Below are 20822 nucleotides of genomic sequence, written 5' to 3'. Positions count from 1 at the left end.
TGCCGCCCGGCGCTGGCGGCGCGTAGGTCTAGATGTCGTGCTTGCGGATGTTCTTCAGCATCTTCAAAAGCGTGGCGATGAGCGCGGCATATTCGGCATCGTCGACGCCGTCGAACATGGCCTCGAAAGCGTCATGCATGGCTGGCCAGGCGCGGGTAAACAGAGCGCGGCCATCTTCTGTCAGGAATACATGGCGGAAGCGGCTGTCGGCGACGCCCTGCTCGCGCCGCACCAGGCCCTGGCCTTCCAGCGTGTCGAGCGTGCGGCTCAAGGTCGACTGCTCGATGACGGTGTAGACCGAGAGGTCGTTGACGGTGATGCCGTCGGCGACCGACAGCACGGCCAGCGTGCGCACCTGCGGGATGGTCAGGCCCTGCTTGCGGAAATCCTCGCGCAAGGTGGCGTTGTAGCGGCCCATGATGCGGTTCATCAGATAGGGCGCGAATTGCTGCAGGCCGATCTCACCAAGGGTCGAGATGCGCTGGCGTTTTTCGGGAACCTTCTGTTCCATCACAGCCTCCCCGCCAGCAGGAAGCCGGAGCCGCCGCCAAGGCCGGCGCCGGGATGGGTCGAGGCGCCGATGTGGTAGAGGTTTTTGATGCCGGTGTCGTGATTGCGGCTTGCCTTGAACGGCCGCCACAGGAACGACTGGTCGATGGTCGAGGAGCCGCCATAGGGATCACCGCCGACGAGATTGATGTTCATCGCTTCGAGATCGGCCGGCGAATAGGCACGGCGCGCTATGACGCTGCTCTTGAAGCCTTTGATATGGTTGCTGAGGATCGCCTCGACGCGATCGGCATAGGCCTCGCGCAGTGCTTCGGTCCATCGCCCATCGGCTGACGCCTGCAGGATACCGGCGGCATCGCCCTTGATGTGGCGCGGCGCCTCGGGCAGCTGCAACCACAGGATCGCCTTGCCCTCCGGACAGCGCGACGGGTCGAGCGCGTGCGGCTGGCCGACGCAGATGGTCGGCACTTCCGGCAGCAGACCGCGCACCGCCTCGTTGCAGGCTTTTGAGACGCCATCAAGCCCCGGCGTCAGATGCAGGAGCGCGACCTTGTCGAGGCCTTCGCCGCGCCATGCGGGCGGCTTGCTGAGGGCATAATGGATCTGGAAGTTGCCCTTGCCATAGCGATAGTTCCGTACGGCTTCAGTAGCCGCCGCCGGCGCATCCTTGCCGAGCAGCCGCTCGTAGAGCTGGGTCGGCGTGACCGAGCAGATGACGCCCTTCTTCGCGTGGACCGTCTCGCCCGAAGCAAGCCGCACACCGGTGGCACGGCCCCCATCCAGGATGATGGAAGCAACGTCGGCTTCGGTGGAGATGACGCCGCCGCGCTCGATGATCAGCGCTTCGAAGGCGGCAAGCAGGTTTCTTGCGCCGCCCTTGACGATCGGCGCGCCGGCGGCCTCCAGCGCAAAGGCAATGACCTTGGCTATCTGGCCGGAAAACGCATCTTCCGGACCAAGGCCGGCATGCAGCACCCAGGGCGCCCAGAGCGCTCGGAGGGTCTCGGATTGATAGGTGCTCTCCAGCCATCCGCGCGCCGGCACCAGCGCCTCGCCGAGAAAGGCGGCAAGACCGCGCGGGCCGCGCCGCCAGCCGTCGCCAGCCAGCATCTTTGCCGTCGGATAGGACCACAGGGCACCGCCAAGCAGGCCGAACAGCAGGCCGGCATTGCGCTCGATGCTACCGACGTCGCTGCCGTGCCGGTCGCCGTCGCCGGCGGCAATCTTGTTGAGCGCCGCAACATTGGCGGCGCGATCGGTGCTGAGCACGGCGTGGCTGCCGTCCGGCCGCAGCACGCCGGTCGGCGTGGTCGTATGGCAGAACTCCAGTCCATGCCGCGCAAGGTCCTTGCCCAGAGCGGCAAAGGCCGGAGAGGTGATGAACAGGACGAAAGTCGTCGCCATCACGTCATGGACGAAGCCGGGTGCTGTGATCTCCTCGGTGCGCATACAGCCGCCGATGCGGTCGTTGCGCTCCAGCACCAGCACCTTGGCGCCCTTGCCGCCAAGCATCGCCGCGCAGACCAGGGCGTTGATGCCGCTGCCGACGATGATGTGATCGGGGGCGGTCATTGGCGAATGCTCTCGGTCTTCGGAAAGTGGGCTTCAGTTACCCAGGATGGCGTTCCTTCGCGCCCCCCTCTGCCCTGCCGGGCATCTCCCCCTCTAGGGGGGAGATCGGCCGTCACGCTGGTTTTCGCCAATCTCCGACCTTGTAAGGATGAGAGCGGCGCCAGAACTGCCAATCTCCCCCCTGGAGGGGGAGATGTCCGGCAGGACAGAGGGGGGCGCCGTAGAGCGCTGGCCCTACAGGACGGCCGCCCCGACTTCGTCACCAGAGTTTCGCCCGCAAGCATGATCTTCTCCCGAAGACCGCCGCCTCGTCTATTTGCCCGGCACCAGCGCCAGCGCGCGGATCGGGCTGCCGGTGCCGTGCTCGATCTTGAGCGGGGCGGCGATCAGGATCGCGCCCTTCGGCGGCAGTTGGTCGAGGTTGCAGAGGCTGGCGAGGCCGTAGCGGTTGGCCTTGTGCATCAGCGTGTGCGCCGGGAATGGCGGCTCCATGCCGCCGGCCTTGCCGGCATCGGTGCCGATCGTCTCGCTGCCCCAGCCCTTGATATCCTTGCTGATCAGGAACTGGATCGCCTCGGCGGTCGGGCCAGGGGTGTGCGGCCCGGTCTCGTTGGCGTTGAGGAATTCGGCTTCCGAGCCGTTGCGCTTGTACCAGTCGGTGCGCATCACCACCCACTCGCCGGGATTGATGGCGCCATGCTTGGCTTCCCATGCCTTGATGTGGTCGACGGTGAGCAGGAAATCGTGGTCGGCGGCGGCTTCCTTCGAGCAGTCGATGACGTTTACCGGGCCGACGAAATTTTGGGCCGGAATGGTGTCGGTGGCGCCGTCCGGATAGTCCTTGCCGGTGATCCAGTGCTGCGGCGCGTCGAAATGCGTGCCCGAATGCTCGCCGAGCTTCAGCCAGTTCCAGGCCCACCACGGGCCGTTCTTGTCATAACGGGAGATCGAGTGGATCTCGACCTTCGGCGTGTCGACGGCAAGCTCCGGCGGCAGCTTGATCAGCGGCGTGTCGGGTCCGAGCGGCGCCGACAGGTCGACCACCTTGATGCCGCCTGAAAGCAGCTGGCCGGCGACTTCGCCGAGGAGTTTTTGCGTGTCCATGGTCTCAGTTCCCTCTTTGTCGATGATGATCGAGGCTCGTCTCGGCCCTTAATATCCTACTAGACGAAAACATATGCATCTGCAATTATCTTTAAGCATAAAGGAAATGGGTTTGGGGCGTGAGCGAGTTCGACGCCATCTTTGTCGGGGCAGGCCACAACAGTCTGGCATGCGCCGCGCATCTGGCGCTCAAGGGCTGGAAAACTGCCGTTTTTGAACGCAGTGCAACAATAGGCGGCGCTGTCCAGACCCACGAATATACCGTTCCCGGCTTCCGCCACGATTTCGGCGCGATGAATCTGAGCCTGTTTGCCGGCTCGGCCTTTCATCGGAAATATGCAAATGAATTGAAAACCCACGGGTTGGAATTCGCACCCGTAGCTGATTGTTTCGCCAGCGCCTTCCCCGATGGTCGCTGGTTCGGCGTCAGCAACGATCTGGAAACGACCGCGTCCCGGCTGGCGGCCTTTTCCGCGGCCGATGCCGCGACATGGCGCCGGCTGGTCGCCGGTTTCATGCCCGAGGCCGAGCATCTGTTCCGCCTGCTGGGCTCGCCGATGAGCGGACGCGCGCTCGCCGGCAACGCCTGGAACCTGTGGCGCAAGAAAGGTTTTTCCGGCGCGCTCGATACAGGGCGTCTCCTGCTGTCCTCACCCCGCGCGTGGCTCGAGGAGACTTTCGAATCCCCGCATGTCCGGACGACGCTTGCCGCCTGGGGCATGCACCTCGACTTCGCCCCCGACATCGCCGGCGGTGCGGTGTTCCCCTATCTGGAATCGATGGCCAATCAGGCTTTCGGCATGGTGCTCGGCAAGGGTGGCGCCGACACCATGATCCGCGCGCTCTCCGGCATGGTCACCGCGGCCGGCGGCAAGATCGCCACCGGCGCCGAGGTGGCCGAGATCACGGTTGCCGGAGGTAGGGCTACCGGCGTGCGGCTCGCTTTCGGCGATTTCCATATCGCCAGCAGGGCCGTCATCGCCGGCGTCGCGCCCAAGGCATTGCCTGGCAAGCTGCTGCCTGATGGGTCCGGCGATGCCGGCTTCGATGCGGCGATGAAAAAATTCCGCCATGCGCCGGGCACGATGATGATCCATCTGGCGCTCGACGATCTGCCGGACTGGCGCGCCGGGGCAGAACTCCGGCAGTTTGCCTACGTACATCTTTCACCCTCGCTCGATGCGATGTCGCGCACCTATCAGCAGGCGATGGCAGGCATGTTGCCGGACGAGCCGGTGCTGGTCGTCGGTCAGCCGACGGCGGTCGACCCGTCGCGGGCGCCCGACGGCAAGCACATCCTCTGGGTGCAGGTGCGCATGCTGCCGGCCGAAATCCTCGGCGACGCGGCAGGCAAGATCGCGCCGGACCGCTGGGACGAGGTCAAGCAAGCTTATGCCGAGCGCGTGCTCGACATCATCGAGAGCTACGCGCCGGGCCTGCGCCAAAAAATCCTCGGCCGCGCGGTGTTCTCGCCGCTCGACCTCGAACGCGAGAACCCGAACCTCGTCGGCGGCGACCAGGTCTGCGGCAGCCACCATCTGGCGCAGAACTTTTTGTTCCGCCCGGCGCGCGGGTATGCCGGCTGGAACACGCCGGTCGCCAATCTGCACCTGACGGGTGCCGCGACCTGGCCAGGCGCCGGAACCGGAGCGGCTTCGGGCTTCATGCTCGCGCAACAGCTTGGCGGGAGGTAGCAGCCAAGAAGATTTACAAGGGCGAAGGAGGGCGAGGCGCGATCGCCCAAGTAGCCTGAGCCCAGCGAACGACAACGACACCGCGCAGACAAACCAAACAGGGGAACGACCATGACAATCAACAGACGCGACTTGCTCGGATACAGTGCTGCAGCGATCGGCGCGACCGCACTCGGTTTGCCGAAAATTGCCAAGGCAGCGGGCGAACTGACCATCGCTTACAACGTCAACCTGCCGTCGTGGGATCCGACGACCGGGCCGTCGGCGGTCAATCCGACCATTCAGGGTCTCTACCAGTCGGTATTCGACCAGTTCATCCCGCAGAAGCCGGATCTGTCCTTCGCGCCGGGCCTGCTCACCGAATGGGGTTGGAACGACGACCGCACCAAGATCATGATGACGGTGCGCGACGGCGTGAAATGGCATGACGGTTCGGCATTCACGGCCGAGGACGTGGTCTGGTCGCTGCAGCGGGCGGGCGACGAGAAGACCGGCAACCCGATCCAGTTCGTCTGGAAGAACGTCAACAACTTCAAGATCGACGGCAACAAGATCACCGGCGATGTCGTGCAGTTCGATCCGGTCTATTTCAAATGGATGTCGTTCCTCACCGGCTACATCATGCCGAAGGCCTATTACGAGAAGGTCGGCGCCGAAGGTTTCGAAAAAGCGCCGATCGGTACCGGCCCCTATATGGTCGACAAATTCGAGCGCAACGCCTTCCTCCGGCTCAAGGCCAATCCGAACTACTGGGGCGGCAAGCCGGCCTTCGAGAATGTGACGATCAAGTTCGTCACCGACGCGGCGAGCCGCGTTGCCGAAATCGAATCCGGTTCCTCGCAGGTGACGCTCGAAATCCCCTATGAGGAGTATGACCGGCTGATCGCCAAGGACGGGCTTGCCGGCTCCTGCAAGAACGTCTCCGACATCGGCATGATCTTCTTCAATGACATCGAGGCGATGCTGGACAAGAACGTCCGCCAGGCGGCGGTGATGGCGGTGGACAAGGAGCTTCTGGTCAAGCGGCTCCTGCGCGGCTACGGCCAGTCGATCGCGACGCTGGAGACGCCGGAATACACGGCCTTCGATGCCTCGATCAAGGTCGAGCACGATCCGGAGAAGGCCAAGGAACTGCTGGCCGCTTCCGGCTATTCGCCTGAAAAGCCGGTCAAGTTCACCATACAGACGACCAAGGGCTTCAAGCCCAAGGACTACGAGATGATCCAGGCGATCGTCGGCATGTGGCGCAAGGTCGGCATCGAGGCGACGATCGAGGTCTACGAGATCGCCAAGCACTACGAATTGCGCGCCGCCGACAAGCTGGCGCCGGCGGCCTTCTACAATTGGGGCAACGCCATTGGCGATCCGACGACATCGACCGGCTTTGCCATGTATGGCCCGAGCCCGCACTCGGTGTGGGACAGCCAGGACCTGATCGACATGATCAACCCGCTATGGGGCGAGAAGGACGAGGCCAAGCGCATTGCAGGCTGGAAGGCGGTCGACAAATACATCGCCGAGCAGGCCTATGTGCTGCCGCTGATCCAGTATGCGCAGCCGATCGTGCATGCCAAGGGCGTCAACGTCGTCCAGCACGTCTCCGGCGCGCTGCTGCCGGCGCTGATGACCCCGGCCTGATCGCGGCATAGACTGCATGCGCGCTGCCGCGACCGGTGGCGCGCCCCTTTTCGCCAGACGTACAGGCGACCATGCTTCTGCAAAGATTTCTGATCCGTCTGCTGACGATGGCGATCACGCTGTTCGGCGTCGCTGTCGTCGTCTTTGTCGTCATCCGCGTCGCGCCCGGCGACCCGATCGCCATGATGCTGCCGCCCGGCGCGACCGATGCCGACATCGCCAGGCTGCGTGCGCTCTACGGGCTGGACAAGACCATCGTGCAGCAATTCTTCATCTGGCTGTCCGGCGTCGTCAGAGGCGATTTCGGCACCTCGATCTCGCTGCGGCAAGACGTGCTCGGGCTGGTGTTCAACCGGCTGCCGGCGACGCTGGAGCTCGCAACCGTCGCGCTTGTTATGGCGGTGGCGATCGGCGGCACGGCGGCGATCCTCGGCGCGCGCGAACGCGGCACGGCGGTCGAGGCCGGCATCGACATCGCCAGCGGGACAGCACTTTCCATCCCCGATTTCCTGTGGGGGCTGGTGCTGATCCTGCTGTTCGGCGTGCTCATACCCGTGTTCGACATTTCCGGCCGGGTGTCGCCACAGCTCGACCTGCCCTTCATCACCCAATTCTATCTCGTCGAGAGCATGCTGCGCCTGCGTTTCGACCTCACCTGGGACCTGCTGAAACATATGCTGATGCCGGCCGTGGCGCTGGCGCTGCCGCTGGCGGCGATCATCGCGCAGTTGCTGAAACAGTCGCTGAAGGAAGTGCTCGACCTCGACTATGTCGTGCTGGCGCGGGTGAAAGGCTTTTCGGAAACACAGGTCATCCTGCGCGAGGCGCTGAAGAACGCCGCGCTGCCGACGCTGACGCTGGTCGGCGTGCAGTTCACCTTTCTCATCGGCGGCACGGTCATCGTCGAACGGCTGTTTTCCTATGAAGGCCTCGGCAACATGGCGATCGATGCCGTCATCAATCGCGACCTGCCGCTGATCCAGGGCATCGTGCTGGTCTTCGCGCTGCTGTTCGTGCTGATCAACCTTGCCGTCGACATGATGTATGCGCTGCTCAATCCGAGGCTACGCCATGGATGAGGCACGCATCGCCAGGCGTGGCGTGGGGCCGAGGCTGTGGCTTGCCGGCGGCTGGCTGCTGCTTGCGCTGCTGGCGGCGATCTTTGCGCCGCTGATCGCACCGCAGGATCCGCTGGCGCAGGATCTGATGCTGGAGCGGCTGCCGCCCTTCTGGCTGGACGGGACAGAGCCCGGCTATTGGCTGGGCACTGACAGTCTCGGCCGGGATCTGCTGTCGCGATTGATCTTCGGCGGCCGCATCGCCTTCATCGTCGCCTTCGCCGCTGCCCTTGCTGCTTGCCTGGTCGGCTCGGCGCTCGGGCTGATCGCCGGTTATTTCGGCGGCTGGGCCGACCGCATTATCTCGCGCGTCGTCGACATCTGGATGGCCTTCCCGCCGGTGCTGTTCGCCATCCTGCTGGTGGCGGTGCTGGGCACGGGCCTCAGTTCCGTCATCATCGCGATTGCCGTCATCGACTGGACGCGCTTTTGCCGGGTGATCCGCGCCGAGGCGATGGGGCAGTCGCGCATGGACTATGTCGAGAATGCCCGCATCGCCGGCTATGGCCGCATCGGCATCATGCTGCGCGAAGTCTTGCCCAATGTGGTGCCGTCGATCGTCGCGCTTCTGTCGCTCGAGATGGGCATCGCCGTCATCGTCGAGGCGATCCTGTCCTTCGTCAATCTGTCGATCTCGACCGACGACCCGACCTGGGGCGGCATCATCGCCGAGGGCCGGCTGTCGATCCACCAGGCCTGGTGGGTGCTGGTGTTCCCGCTGATCACGCTGATCCTGACCGTGCTGTCGTTCAGCCAGTTCGGCGAGGCGCTGAAAGCCCGTTTCGATCCGGTGCTGCGATGAGCGCGGCTTGCCTCGACATCCGCTCGTTGAGCGCCGTGCTGCCCAACGGCCAGCGCGTGCTGCGCTCGGTGTCGCTCTCCGTCCAGCCCGGCGAAGTGCGTGCGCTGGTCGGCGAGAGCGGCGCCGGCAAGACGATGATCGGCAAGGCGGTGCTCGGCGTGCTGCCGTCCAGCGTGCGCATCGTCGAAGGCGACATGCTGCTCGAAGGCGAAGACCTCGGCCAACTTCAGCCGAAGGCAAGGCGCACGCTGATCGGCGCACGCACGGCGCTGATCCCGCAGGACCCGCTGACCGCGCTCAACCCGTCGCGCCGCATCGGCCCGCAAATGACCGACCGGCTGGTGCGCATCCTCGGCTGGAGCGGCGAGAGGGCCGACAAGCGCATCCGCCAGTTGCTGGACGAGGTACAGATCCGCGACCCGGAGCGGGTGCTGAAAAGCTATCCACACGAGCTTTCCGGTGGCATGCGCCAGCGCGTGCTGATCGCCGCCGCCTTCGCCGCCGAGCCGAGGCTGATCGTCGCCGACGAGCCGACGACAGCGCTGGACGTGACGGTGCAAAAGCAGATCCTGCGCCTGATCGCGCAATTGCAGCGCGATCACGGCACGGCAATCCTGTTCGTCACGCATGATCTCGGTGTCGTCGCCAAGATCAGCCAGAAGGTCTCGGTGCTCTATGCCGGCAAGGTGGTGGAGGAGGCTGACACGGCCGATCTCTTCGCCGCCCCGCAGCACCCCTATACGCGGGCGCTGATGGCAGCCACGCCGCGCTACACCGATCCGCTCGCCTCGCTGAAGCCGGTGGACGAGGCTGTGCTCGCCGGGCTTGCGGCGGAGATCGCTACTGCCGACCAGGCCTGGAGGCAGCGTCATGGCTGAGTCGCTCATCTCCGTACGCGGCTTGAAGGTGGCGCTGCCCGATATGACGCGCAAGCCGCTGATTGGCCGGGCACCGCTGGCCGAAATCCTGAAGGGGCTGGATTTCGACCTACCCAAGGGGTCGGTGACCGGCATTGTCGGCGAATCCGGGTCGGGCAAGTCGACGCTCGGCCGCGCCCTGGTGCGGTTGATCGAACCCAGCGCCGGCTCGATCCGCTTCGATGGCCGCGACATCAGCCATCTTTCGGAAGCTGAGCTTCGGCCGCTGCGCCGCGACCTGCAGATGATCTTCCAGGATCCAATGTCGTCGCTCAATCCGCGCCGAACCATTTTCAGCATCATCGCCGCGCCGCTGAAACAGAACGGCCTTGGCGACAATCTCAAGACCCGAGTTGCGGAGGCGTTGCAGCGCGTTGGCCTGCCGCAGAATTTCGCCGGCCGCTACCGCCACCAATTGTCGGGCGGCCAGCGCCAGCGCGTCGGCATCGCAAGGGCGCTGGCGCTGTCACCAAGGTTCGTGCTCGCCGACGAGATTGTCTCCGGCCTCGACGTGTCGACGCAGGCGCAGATCCTGACCTTGCTGGAGAAACTCGCGGCTGAAATGGGCCTGACGGTCGCTTTCATCAGCCACGATCTGTCGGTGATCCGGCGGCTCTGCCAGCAGGTCATCGTCATGCGCGAAGGCAGGATCGTCGAAGCCAGCGCCACCGACGCCCTTTTCGACAGTCCGAAGGACGCCTACACACGCGACCTGATATCAGCCATCCCACTGCCCGAAATCGACGCGGCCTGGCTGGGTACGCTTGCCACGACAAAGGCACTGACGTGAACGTCATTCGTATGCCACGCGCGGACGTCGGGAATCGTTTCGATATAAAACTTTAAGCTTGAAATAAATTGCCTGCGGCGCGATACTGAACGTCGGGATCGCCGGCCTTGCCGGCGACTCGGAAAGCGAAGAGGAGATCGCAGGCATGAAGGTTGCGGTTCTCGGCGGCGGACCGGCCGGGCTCTACTTTGCCATTTCGATGAAGCTCCGCGATGCCGCGCACGAGGTGACGGTGTTCGAGCGTAACCGTGCCGACGACACGTTCGGCTGGGGCGTCGTGCTGTCGGCCGAAACGCTCGAGAACCTGACCAGAAACGATCCGGTCAGCGCGGTCTGGATCAGGAAGCATTTCGCCTATTGGGACGACATCGCCGTCATCCATGACGGCGTGCGCACGGTCTCGACCGGCCACGGTTTCTGCGGCATCGGCCGCAAGCGGCTGCTGATCCTGCTGCAGCGGCGGGCGCGCGAGCTCGGCATCAGACTGGAATTCGAGACCGACATCGCCGATCCGCGCCCGTACATGGAGAGCCACGATCTGGTGGTTGCCGCCGACGGTCTGAACTCGAGAGCGCGCGGCACTTTCGTCGACGTGTTCAAACCCGACATCGACACCCGCAAATGCAAGTTCGTCTGGCTCGGCACCCAGCAAAAGTTCGACGACGCCTTCACCTTCATCTTCGAGAAGACGGAACATGGCTGGGTATGGGCGCATGCCTACCAGTTCGACAGCGAAACCGCGACTTTCATCGTCGAATGCAGCGAGCAGACCTGGGAGCGCTTCGGCTTCGGTGCGATGACGCAGCAGGAGTCGATCGCGGTCTGCGAGCGCATCTTCGAAAAACATCTCGGCGGCCATGCGCTGATGACCAACGCCAACCACATCAGGGGTTCGGCCTGGATCAATTTCCCGCGCGTGCTGTGCGAGCGCTGGTCGTACAAGAACCTCGCCCTGATGGGCGATGCGGCGGCATCGGCGCATTTCTCGATCGGCTCCGGCACCAAGCTGGCGCTGGAAAGCGCTGTCGCGCTGGCCGACTATGTCGAGTCCGAGCCGGACCTCGAAGCGGCGTTTCGCAAATATGAGGATGCGCGCCGCACCGAAGTGCTGAAATTGCAGTCGGCGGCGCGCAATTCGCTCGAATGGTTCGAGGAGGTCGAGCGCTATCTCGGCCTCGACCCGGTGCAGTTCAACTATTCGCTGCTGACGCGCTCGCAGCGCATCAGCCACGAGAATCTCAGGCTGCGCGATGCCGAATGGCTGGCCGGTGCCGAGGAATGGTTCCAGCGCCAGGCCGGCGCCGGCGGCAACAGCCTGCGCCGCGCGCCGATGTTCGCGCCGTTCAAGCTGCGCGACATGGTGCTCGCCAACCGCATCGTCGTTTCGCCGATGGCGCAGTACAAGGCGGTAGACGGCTGTCCGACCGACTGGCATTTTGCCCATTATGCCGAGCGGGCCAAGGGCGGTGCCGGCCTGCTCTATATCGAGATGACCTGCGTCAGCCCGGAAGGCCGCATCACGCCGGGCTGCCCCGGCTTCTACGCGCCGGAGCACGAGGTCGCCTGGAAGCGGCTGGTCGATTTCGTCCATGCCGAGACCGAGGCGAAAATCTGCGCCCAGATCGGCCATTCCGGCGCCAAGGGCTCGACCCGAGTCGGCTGGCAGGGGACTGACGTGCCGCTGTCATCCGGCAACTGGCCGGTAATGGCGCCATCGGCGGTGCCATGGTCGCCACAGAACCAGGTGCCGAAGGCAATGGACCGCACCGACATGGATCTGGTTCGCGATCAGTTCGTCGCTTCCGCCGAGATGGCCGAACGCTGCGGCTTCGACATGCTGGAGATACATGCCGCACATGGCTATCTGCTGTCCTCTTTCATCACGCCGATCACCAACCGGCGCACGGATGACTATGGCGGCTCGCTGGAAAACCGCATGCGCTTTCCGCTTGAGGTCTTTCGAGCGGTGCGCACTGTCTGGCCGGCCGAAAAACCAATCTCGATGCGCATCTCGGCCAATGACTGGGTCGGCATCGAAGGCGTGACGCCGGCCGACGCGGTCGAAATCGCACGCATGCTGCACGAGGCCGGCGTCGATATCTGCGACGTCTCGGCTGGCCAGACTTCAGCCAATGCGAAGCCGGTCTATGGCCGCATGTTCCAGACGCCGTTTTCCGACCGTATCCGCAACGAGGTCGGCATGGCGACGATGGCGGTCGGCAACATCTACGAGCCCGACCATGTCAATTCGATCCTGATGGCCGGCCGCGCCGATCTTGTGGCGCTGGCACGACCGCATCTCACCGATCCCTACTGGACGCTGCATGCGGCCGTCACGCTTGGCGACCGCGGCGTCAAATGGCCGGATCCCTATCTGCCGGGACGTGACCAGATCTATCGGCTGGCCGAGCGCGATGCGGCAGCGGGGCTGAAAGTATGAGCGCCGTGTCAATGATCGCAGGCAGGCATGCACTGGTCACCGGCGGCGGCTCAGGCGTCGGCCGGGCCATCGCGCTGGCATTGGCCGGTGCCGGCATCAACGTCACCATCTGCGGCCGGCGCGAGGCGGCACTTGCCGAAGTCGCGGGGCAAAGCGACCGCATCTTCGGCATTGCCGCCGACGTTACCGATGAGGTGTCGATGATCTCCCTCTACAGCCAGGCGGAAGCGGCGCGCGGACCGTTCGACATCGTCGTCGCCAATGCCGGCATGTCCGGCAGTGCCCCGGCGCAGCGGACCTCACTCAGCGACTGGGAGCGAACGCTCGACGTGAACCTGACCGGCGCCTTCCTGACAGTGAAGCCGGTGCTGGCCGGCATGGCGGCGCGCAAGGCCGGCCGGATCGTCTTCGTCGCCTCGACCGCCGGTCTGAAAGGCTACGCTTACGTTTCGGCCTATGTCGCTGCCAAGCATGGCGTGGTCGGGCTGATGCGGGCTCTCGCCGCCGAGACCGCCAGATCCGGCGTCACCGTCAATGCCGTCTGCCCGGGTTTCGTCGAGACAGAGATGCTGGAAACCTCCATCCAGCGCATCGTCGAAAAGACCGGCCGTTCGGTCGAGGACGCACGCACAAGCCTGTCCTCGACAAATCCGCAGGGACGTTTCATCCAGCCGGAGGAAGTCGCCGCCGCGGTGCTGTGGCTGTGCGGCGATGCGGCGGCATCGATCACCGGACAGACGATTTCGATTTCAGGAGGCGAGACATGGTAGCCGGTCCCCTGCCCACCCCTTCAGGACCCGGCAAAGACCGGCTGCGTCTATGGATACGCCTGCTGCGCGCCTCGCGCACCATAGAGGCGGAGCTGCGCGAGCGTCTGAAAAAGGAGTTCAACACCACGCTGCCGCGCTTCGACGTGATGGCGGCGCTCTACCGTGCGCCGGAAGGCATGCTGATGAGCGATTTGTCGCGCTTCCTGCTGGTGTCCAACGGCAATGTAACGGGCATCGTCGACCGGCTGGTGTCGGAAGGGCTTGTCGCCCGGGCCCGCCGCAACGGCGACCGCCGCACTTCGATGGTGCGGCTGACGGAGGAAGGTGTGAGGTCCTTCGCCATGATCGCCGCCGCGCATGAAGGCTGGGTCGGTGAACTGCTGGGCACTGTCAGCGAGGACGAAGCGCGCCGGCTGACCGGCATGCTGACCTCGTTCCGCAGCAATTGGGAGGGACGCGAATGACCCAAATGGCAGGCCGCAAGCCGAAGCACTTTCTTTGGCAGGTCGAGGGCCGGGTGGCAAAGATCCGGCTCGACCGGCCAGAACGCAAGAACCCGCTGACCTTCGACAGCTATGCCGAATTGCGCGATATTTTTCGCGACCTCGTCTATGCCGACGACGTCGATGCCGTCGTGTTCCTGCCCAATGGCGGCAATTTCTGCTCGGGCGGCGATGTCCACGACATCATCGGCCCGCTGGTCAAGATGGGCATGAAGGAACTGCTCGCCTTCACCCGCATGACCGGCGATTTCGTCAAGGCGATGCTGAATTGCGGCAAGCCGATCATCGCGGCGGTCGATGGCGTGGCGGTCGGCGCGGGCGCCATCATCGCCATGGCATCGGACATCCGCATCGCGACACCGGAGGCGAAGACGGCGTTCCTGTTCACGCGCGTCGGCCTCGCCGGCTGCGACATGGGCGCCTGTGCGATCCTGCCGCGCATCATCGGCCAGGGCCGCGCCGCCGAGCTGCTTTATACAGGCCGCACGATGAGTGCCGCGGAAGGCGAGCGCTGGGGGTTCTACAACCGGCTGGTCGATGCCGCGGCACTCGAGGCCGACGCGCTGGAGATGGCAGCGCGCATCGTCTCCGGCCCGACCTTCGCGCATGGCATCACCAAGACGCAGCTCAACCAGGAATGGTCGATGGGCCTCGACCAGGCGATCGAGGCGGAAGCACAGGCGCAGGCGATCTGCATGCGGACCGGCGATTTCGAGCGCGCCTACAAGGCTTTTGTCGCCAAGGAGAAACCGGTGTTCGAGGGGAATTGAGGATGGGTGCGCAACTGGAAACGTTGGCGGGACAGCACCCCCCTCTATCCTGCCGGACATCTCCCCCTCAAGGGGGGAGATTGGCAGCTTGGGCGCCGGCTCCCATCTTGCGGTGCTGGCGATTAGCGAAAGCGGCAATGACAGCCAATCTCCCCCCTAGAGGGGGAGATGTCCGGCAGGACAGAGGGGGGCGCCATAGAACGCAACGCTCGAAGCACTGCGGGGGCGCAAATGCCTGACCGTTCCTTCCTCAGCTGGCCGTTCTTCGAGGATCGTCATCGCGATCTTGCGGAACAGCTCGACGCATGGTGCGCGAAGAACCTGCCGGTGGAACACCAAGATGTCGATGCCGCCTGCCGTGAGCTGGTGGCGAAGCTCGGGCGGGACGGCTGGCTGAAACCAACGGCGCTCGATACCGAAAATCCCGGACCGCTCGACGTGCGCGCGCTCTGCATCACCCGCGAAACGCTGGCCCGGCATGACGGGCTGGCCGACTTCGCCTTTGCCATGCAAGGGCTCGGCACCGGCGCGCTCAGCCTGTTCGGCACGATCGAGCAGCAGCAATGGCTGGCGAAGACACGTACCGGCAAGGCGATTTCCGCCTTCGCGCTGTCGGAGCCGCGCTCGGGATCGGATGTCGCCAACATGGAGATGGCCGCCACGCGCGACGGCGACTTCTATCTGCTGTCGGGCGAAAAGACCTGGATCTCCAATGGCGGCATCGCCGACCTCTACATCGTCTTTGCCCGCACCGGCGAGGCGCCCGGCGCAAAGGGACTTTCCGCCTTCACCGTGCCGGCAGAAACGAAAGGCCTGAGCATCGCGGAACGGCTTGAGGTGATCGCCCCACACCCGCTTGCACGGCTGTCGTTCGACAACGTCCGCGTTCCTGCCTCGGCGCTGATCGGCAAACCGGGCGATGGCTTCCGCATCGCCATGTCGGTGCTCGACGTCTTCCGCTCGACCGTCGGCGCTGCAGCGCTTGGTTTTGCCCGCCGGGCGCTAGACGAAAGCATCGGCAGGGTGGCCGACCGAAAACTGTTCGGCGCGCCGATGGCCGAGCTGCAAATGGTCCAGGGCCATATCGCCGACATGGCACTTGATGTCGATGCCGCCGCCTTGCTCATCTATCGCGCCGCCTGGACCAAGGACATGGGGGCCGCGCGGGTGACGCGGGAGGCGGCCATGGCAAAACTGTTCGCCACCGACAAGGCGCAAGAGGTGATCGACAGGGCCGTGCAGCTGCATGGCGGCGACGGCGTACGCAAGGGCCATATCATCGAAAGCCTCTATCGCGAGATCCGGGCGCTGCGCATCTATGAGGGTGCATCCGACGTGCAGAAGGTGGTGATCGCCAGGCAAGTGATGGGCGCGGCCTGAGGGCTATAGACCGGACTGTTTTCGAACTGGACATTTTGAGAAGCAGATTGACTATCGGGAGGCCAGACATGCACACCATCCTGCAGCCGGAAGGCTGGGCGAAACCCGTCGGCTATGCCAATGGCGTCGCCGCGCGGGGGCAGCTCGTGTTTATCGGCGGCCAGGTCGGCTGGAACGGGCAATGCCGGTTCGAGACCGATGATTTCGTCGGCCAGGTGCGGCAGACGCTGGCCAACATAGTCGCGGTGTTGGCCGAGGCCGGCGGTGAGCCGCAGCATATCACCTCGATGACCTGGTATTTCACCGACAAGGCCGAGTACCTCGCCAACCTCAAGGGGATCGGCGAGGCCTATCGCGCGGTGATCGGCCGGCATTTTCCGGCGATGGCCGCCATGCAGGTGGTGGCGCTGGTCGAGGATCGCGCCAAGGTGGAGATCCAGGCGACAGCGGTGATTCCGGACTGAGCTATGTGCGGTAGCCCGCCTGCCTCAACAAGGGCAGCACGCGCTCGCAGAAATAGGCCAGTTCCTGCGTGTAGTTGACGAAGGATAGCGCAATCCCCTGGTAGCCGTGCCCGGCGATGGCGATCATGTCGGCGGCGATGGTTTCAGGCGTCCCGATCAGCGGGTAGGTGCCGGCGCCGCCGGCGAAACGTTGCCGGTAGCGGTCATAGGCATGCGGGTCGTGCGACTGCGAGAACTCCTTCTTGCCGGCCATATGAGCGTCGACCGCGTCGTGGTCGGCCATATCAACGGCGTAGCGCGTGTAATAGGCTTGCGCCTCTTCCATCGTCGGGCGGCAGACGACATGGGCCACCGTGTAGACGCCGACATCGCGGCCCTGCTTGTCGGCGCGCTCACTTATGTCGGCGACGTGCTTGCCGGCGTCAGACATTTCGGAAAAGGTCGTGAACAGATAGTCGCATTTGGCGGCGGCGAAATCGCGACCCGGCCCGCCGAACGCGGCGTTCATGGTCACCGGTCGCGGAAGCTGCAGGCCGGCCGGCCGGCTCACCGCCTCCTTGAGGCGGTAGTAGGTGCCTTCATAATCGAGAGGCTCGTCCGAGGCGTAGAGTCTTTCCAGGATTTCGATCCATTCGGCCGCCTGGTCGTAGCCCTTCTCGACCAGAGGCGTGCCGAACATGCCGAATTCCTTCGGATTCCAGCCGCAGACGATGTTGAGCCCGGCGCGGCCCCGGCTGATGTGGTCGACCGTCGCCAGCGCCTTGGCGGCGTAGAGCGGATGCACGAGCGGCACATGCACGGTCATGAACAGGCCGATCTGGTCGGTGGCCATGCTGAGTGCCGCTGCCCAGGTGAAGGTCTCGAACGACCATTCGCGCACCTTGTTGCGACCGCCAAAACCGCGCCAGCGCGCGATCGGCAGCATGAATTCCAACCCGGCGCGGTCGGCGATCCGGGCCGCCGTCAGATTGTCCTGCCAGCTCGCCGTCCAGCGTTCCGGCACATCGGTGATGGCAAGCCCGCCATCGGCATTGGTCGAAAAGACACCGAGCTTCAGCCTGTTCGGGCCGTGCAGGGGATGGGCTTTGATCATGTCGCGAACTCCCGGCGGGAGACGGCACGCTACGGCTCCGGCAAAATATTTCAAGCCTGAAATAGCTTCGCCTGATCGCGGTTTGCGGATATGGATTGGCAAGCATCAAGAAAGGGATCGGCATGAGCGAATTCCGCCAGAAATGCATCGGCAAGAAAAGCCTCGTCGGGTCGTTCGCCGCCATACCGCATGCCGTCGCGGTGGAAGTGATGGCGCAATCCGGGCTCGATTTCCTCTGCATCGACTGGGAACATGCCCAGATATCCAGGGACACGATCGAGAACATGATCCGGGCGGCCGATCTGCATCGCGTGCCTGCGATGGTGCGCGTCCCCGGCCACCAGCCGGAAGCAATCGCGGCAGCGCTGGACAGCGGCGCGCAAGGTGTTCTCGTCCCGCGCATCTCGACCGCCGCCCAGGCCCTGGCGGCTGTGAGGGCCTGTCGCTATCCGCCGCAAGGCGAGCGCGGCGTCGGGCCTGGCCGGGCCGCCGGCTATGGCTACCGCATTCCGGAGTACCTCGCCGAGGCCAATGCGAGGACCGTCGTCGCGGTGCAGGTCGAGACCGCCGAAGGGCTTGCCAATATCGAGGCGATCGCCGCCGTGGACGGCGTCGATGTGATCTTCGTCGGCCCCGGAGATCTTTCTGTGTCGATCGACGCTATTGGCGCGAGAGGCGCCGACAAACTCAACGCAGCGATCCGGACGATCGTCGGCGCGGCGATCGCACACGACAAGACCGCAGGCATATTTTGCGCCAGCCCGCAGCCGGTCGGCCAGTGGAGCGCCGTCGGCGCCAGCTTCTTCATCCTAGCCAGCGACACGATGTTTCTCGGCGCCGGCGCTGCGGCCAACCATGCCGCCGCCCGCGCCGAACTGGAACGAGACGAACGCCGGTAGTTCGGCTTGAAGTGCATCGTCCGTGGTACAGCGGAAAACTTTTTAAGCTTAAAACTTTTGCCTTGAAAAGTCCGACGCTTTGGATAAGCATTCAATATCGATCGTGGCTGCCGTGCCGGAAGGGCTTGCCGGCAGTCCTGTCGAGGCGTTCAGGGTGCGAGGTTCAGTCCTTGTCGTTCATGCTGCCCCAGTCGTCGTCTCTGGCCAGCGCGCGTTACGCTTTCGATGGCGTCCGCGCCCAAATCCGCGATCTGCACACCGAAAACATCGCCAACCTTGCCGTGCGCGCCCGCGAACTGGGCGACGTGATCGCGCTCTGGTACGGCGAAGGCGATATGGTGACGCCGGCCTTCATCCGCGATTCGGCCAAGGCGGCGTTCGATGAAGGCCTGACTTTCTACGTTCCCAACATGCGCGGCCACGGCCCGTTGAACGAAGCGCTGTCGGAGTATCAGACACGCATCCACGGCAGGCCGATCCCGATCGCGCGCACCACGGTCACGCCCGGCGGCATGCAGGCCCTGTTCCTGGCGCTGGATCTCCTGGTCGATACCGGCACCAACGTCGTCTACATCGCGCCGCAATGGCCCAACATCCACAACGCCATCCATTTGATCGGTGGCGAGCCGCGGCCGTTTTCGCTCGACTTCAAGGGCGACTGGCAGCTCGATCTCGAACGACTGTTTGCGACCTGCGATGCGCGCACCCGCGCGATCTTCCTGTCGACGCCGTCCAACCCGACCGGCTGGACCGCGTCGCGCGAGGAGATGCAGGCGCTGCTCGATTTCAGCCGGCGCACCGGCATCTGGATCATCTCCGACGAGGTCTACGGCCGCCTCTATTTCGACGGCGTCGTGGCGCCTTCGATCCTGCAGATCGCCGAGGACGGCGACAGGGTGCTCTCGGTCAACAGTTTCTCGAAAGCCTGGGCGATGACCGGCTGGCGCGTTGGCTGGCTGACGCATCCTTCAGGGGTGGCCGACCAGCTCGGCGCCATGACCCAATATGTCAACAGCGGCACGGCGGCCCCGATCCAGGCTGGTGCCGTGGCGGCGATCCGCCAGGGCGAGCCGCTGGTCGAAGAGATCCGGCAGCGGATCAAGACCGGACTCGACCTCGCCTATGACAGGCTGGCTGAGATCCCCGGCATCGTCCTGCCCAAAAAGCCGCGCGGCGGCATGTATGCGTTCTTCGCGATGGAAGGCGAAAGCGACGCCCGTCGCGCCTGCGCCAAAATCCTGGAGACGGCGCGCGTCGGGCTGGCGCCCGGCCACCTGTTCGGAAGTTCGGCAACGGCCTTCCTGCGCATGTGCGTCTGCCGTGACCGCGACCAGATAGCGACCGCGCTCGATCGCATGGTCGCTGCCATGAATTGACGCCCTGCCGGAAACGGGGCGGCAAAAAGCCGTGCGGGACCAACCCGCCCGTTCAACAACAGAGGGAACACCAATGAGCTTCACGCGTCGCAATCTGCTTCTTCTCGCAGCCGCCATCGGCATCGCCGCCGGCCCCGCCACCGCCTATGCCGCGGATGTGCTCAATGTCGGCGCCTATCCGACCAATCCGCCTTTCGAATACAAGAACGAGAGCGGCACTTTCGAGGGTTTTGAAGTCGACATCGTCAACGAAGCGGCAAAGCGCATCGGCATGACGACGGAAATCGCAGATCTCGGCTTCCAGGCACTGTTCGCCGCCACCACGTCGAAGCGCATCGACGTGGCGATTTCGTCGATCACCATCACGCCGGAACGCCTGAAGTCGCAGTCCTTCACCCAGCCCTATTATGATTCCGACATGGGCATCGCCACCAAGACCGACAGCCCGATCAAGGCCGAAGCCGATCTCAAGGGCAAGATCATCGGCGTGCTGTCCGGCTCGACCGGCGAAACCTGGGTCAAGGAGCACCAGGCGGCCGGCGGGTTCAGCGATGTGAAGGGCTACGACACGCAGCAGAACCTGCTGCTCGATCTCAGCGCCGGCCGCGTCGACGCCGCCGTCAGCGACATTCCCGGCATGGAATACTCCTTCACCAAGATGAAGGACCTCACCGTCAAGGAGCGCATCAAGACCGGCGAACAGTACGGTCTGATGATGACCAAGGACCATCCGCTGCTCGGCAAGCTGAACGACGCGCTGAGCGCGATGAAGAAGGACGGCACGATCGCCGCGATCCACAAGAAGTGGTTCGGCAGCGACGCACCGGCCGATTCCTCGACCGTCAAGGAAATGCCGCTGCCGAAGGCCTGACCGGCAGGCTTCGCTGCAATCGTGCCGGCTCTCCAGGCCGGCACGATTTCATGGTGGCGCTGCACCTGCTGCCGATCCGCAGAGGGGGGCACAGCGCTCCTGTTTCACGGG

General features: G+C 64.5%; 19 protein-coding genes. 15 read left to right on the top strand and 4 right to left on the bottom strand.

The features are described from left to right. Positions 1–28 precede the first annotated feature (28 nt). The 3 genes from A6B35_RS07255 to A6B35_RS07245 all read right to left on the bottom strand — a co-directional run bounded on the left by A6B35_RS07255 (position 29) and on the right by A6B35_RS07245 (position 3186). Positions 29–511 (bottom strand): MarR family winged helix-turn-helix transcriptional regulator, encoded by a 483-nt coding sequence (locus A6B35_RS07255; protein WP_006202885.1) that lies wholly within the window; start codon positions 509–511, stop codon positions 29–31. Beyond that, on the bottom strand, positions 511–2082 hold the full coding sequence (locus tag A6B35_RS07250; RefSeq protein ID WP_006202884.1) for a phytoene desaturase family protein: 1572 nt from the start codon (positions 2080–2082) through the stop codon (positions 511–513). Before A6B35_RS07250 ends, A6B35_RS07255 begins: the two co-directional genes overlap by 1 nt. Before the next feature lie 312 nt (positions 2083–2394). Further along, on the bottom strand, positions 2395–3186 hold the full coding sequence (locus A6B35_RS07245; RefSeq protein ID WP_006202883.1) for a cyclase family protein: 792 nt from the start codon (positions 3184–3186) through the stop codon (positions 2395–2397). A 119-nt stretch (positions 3187–3305) separates the two neighbouring features. Between A6B35_RS07245 and A6B35_RS07240 the strand changes: the two genes are divergently transcribed. From A6B35_RS07240 to A6B35_RS07185, 12 genes are all read left to right on the top strand, one after another. After that, positions 3306–4880, top strand: a complete 1575-nt coding sequence (locus tag A6B35_RS07240) for a phytoene desaturase family protein (protein WP_006202882.1) — start codon at positions 3306–3308, stop codon at positions 4878–4880. A gap of 111 nt (positions 4881–4991) precedes the next feature. Then, positions 4992–6518, top strand: coding sequence for an ABC transporter substrate-binding protein (locus A6B35_RS07235; protein WP_006202881.1), 1527 nt, complete (start codon positions 4992–4994; stop codon positions 6516–6518). A 71-nt stretch (positions 6519–6589) separates the two neighbouring features. Continuing rightward, positions 6590–7597 carry an ABC transporter permease gene (locus A6B35_RS07230; RefSeq protein WP_006202880.1) on the top strand — a complete coding sequence of 336 codons (1008 nt, stop codon included), beginning with the start codon at positions 6590–6592 and terminating at the stop codon, positions 7595–7597. Further along, on the top strand, positions 7590–8438 hold the full coding sequence (locus A6B35_RS07225; protein ID WP_006202879.1) for an ABC transporter permease: 849 nt from the start codon (positions 7590–7592) through the stop codon (positions 8436–8438). The genes A6B35_RS07230 and A6B35_RS07225 overlap by 8 nt, the downstream gene beginning before the upstream one ends. Next, the gene (locus A6B35_RS07220; RefSeq protein ID WP_006202878.1) at positions 8435–9316 is read left to right on the top strand and encodes an ABC transporter ATP-binding protein; all 882 of its coding nucleotides are present in this window, start codon (positions 8435–8437) and stop codon (positions 9314–9316) included. The genes A6B35_RS07225 and A6B35_RS07220 overlap by 4 nt, the downstream gene beginning before the upstream one ends. After that, positions 9309–10145, top strand: coding sequence for an ATP-binding cassette domain-containing protein (locus tag A6B35_RS07215; RefSeq protein ID WP_006202877.1), 837 nt, complete (start codon positions 9309–9311; stop codon positions 10143–10145). Before A6B35_RS07220 ends, A6B35_RS07215 begins: the two co-directional genes overlap by 8 nt. A 145-nt stretch (positions 10146–10290) precedes the next feature. Further along, positions 10291–12585 carry a bifunctional salicylyl-CoA 5-hydroxylase/oxidoreductase gene (locus A6B35_RS07210; RefSeq protein ID WP_006202876.1) on the top strand — a complete coding sequence of 765 codons (2295 nt, stop codon included), beginning with the start codon at positions 10291–10293 and terminating at the stop codon, positions 12583–12585. Continuing rightward, positions 12582–13355, top strand: a complete 774-nt coding sequence (locus tag A6B35_RS07205; protein ID WP_040582950.1) for an SDR family NAD(P)-dependent oxidoreductase — start codon at positions 12582–12584, stop codon at positions 13353–13355. Before A6B35_RS07210 ends, A6B35_RS07205 begins: the two co-directional genes overlap by 4 nt. After that, complete coding sequence (locus A6B35_RS07200; RefSeq protein WP_006202874.1) at positions 13349–13819, top strand: MarR family winged helix-turn-helix transcriptional regulator; 471 nt, start codon at positions 13349–13351, stop codon at positions 13817–13819. The genes A6B35_RS07205 and A6B35_RS07200 overlap by 7 nt, the downstream gene beginning before the upstream one ends. After that, entirely contained in the window at positions 13816–14628 is an 813-nt protein-coding gene (locus tag A6B35_RS07195; protein ID WP_006202873.1) for an enoyl-CoA hydratase family protein, read from the top strand. Before A6B35_RS07200 ends, A6B35_RS07195 begins: the two co-directional genes overlap by 4 nt. Positions 14629–14859: 231 nt before the next feature. Then, positions 14860–16008 (top strand): acyl-CoA dehydrogenase family protein, encoded by a 1149-nt coding sequence (locus tag A6B35_RS07190; protein ID WP_006202872.1) that lies wholly within the window; start codon positions 14860–14862, stop codon positions 16006–16008. Positions 16009–16076: 68 nt separating this feature from the next. Continuing rightward, on the top strand, positions 16077–16472 hold the full coding sequence (locus A6B35_RS07185) for a RidA family protein (RefSeq protein ID WP_006202871.1): 396 nt from the start codon (positions 16077–16079) through the stop codon (positions 16470–16472). 1 nt (position 16473) lies between these two features. Here A6B35_RS07185 and A6B35_RS07180 read toward each other — a convergent pair whose 3' ends face one another. Next, on the bottom strand, positions 16474–17565 hold the full coding sequence (locus A6B35_RS07180; RefSeq protein WP_006202870.1) for an LLM class flavin-dependent oxidoreductase: 1092 nt from the start codon (positions 17563–17565) through the stop codon (positions 16474–16476). Between the two features lie 122 nt (positions 17566–17687). Here A6B35_RS07180 and A6B35_RS07175 point away from each other — a divergent pair, with 122 nt between their 5' ends. From A6B35_RS07175 to A6B35_RS07165, 3 genes are all read left to right on the top strand, one after another. After that, positions 17688–18464 (top strand): HpcH/HpaI aldolase family protein, encoded by a 777-nt coding sequence (locus A6B35_RS07175; protein ID WP_040582959.1) that lies wholly within the window; start codon positions 17688–17690, stop codon positions 18462–18464. Between the two features lie 179 nt (positions 18465–18643). Beyond that, positions 18644–19840 carry a pyridoxal phosphate-dependent aminotransferase gene (locus A6B35_RS07170; protein WP_040582958.1) on the top strand — a complete coding sequence of 399 codons (1197 nt, stop codon included), beginning with the start codon at positions 18644–18646 and terminating at the stop codon, positions 19838–19840. A 73-nt stretch (positions 19841–19913) separates the two neighbouring features. After that, positions 19914–20711 carry an ABC transporter substrate-binding protein gene (locus A6B35_RS07165; RefSeq protein WP_006202867.1) on the top strand — a complete coding sequence of 266 codons (798 nt, stop codon included), beginning with the start codon at positions 19914–19916 and terminating at the stop codon, positions 20709–20711. Positions 20712–20822: the final 111 nt, after the last annotated feature.

This window comes from Mesorhizobium amorphae CCNWGS0123 (assembly GCF_001686985.1).
In the GTDB taxonomy this organism is placed as follows: Bacteria; Pseudomonadota; Alphaproteobacteria; order Rhizobiales; family Rhizobiaceae; genus Mesorhizobium; species Mesorhizobium amorphae.
This window is presented reverse-complemented; position numbering and strand designations above follow the sequence as displayed.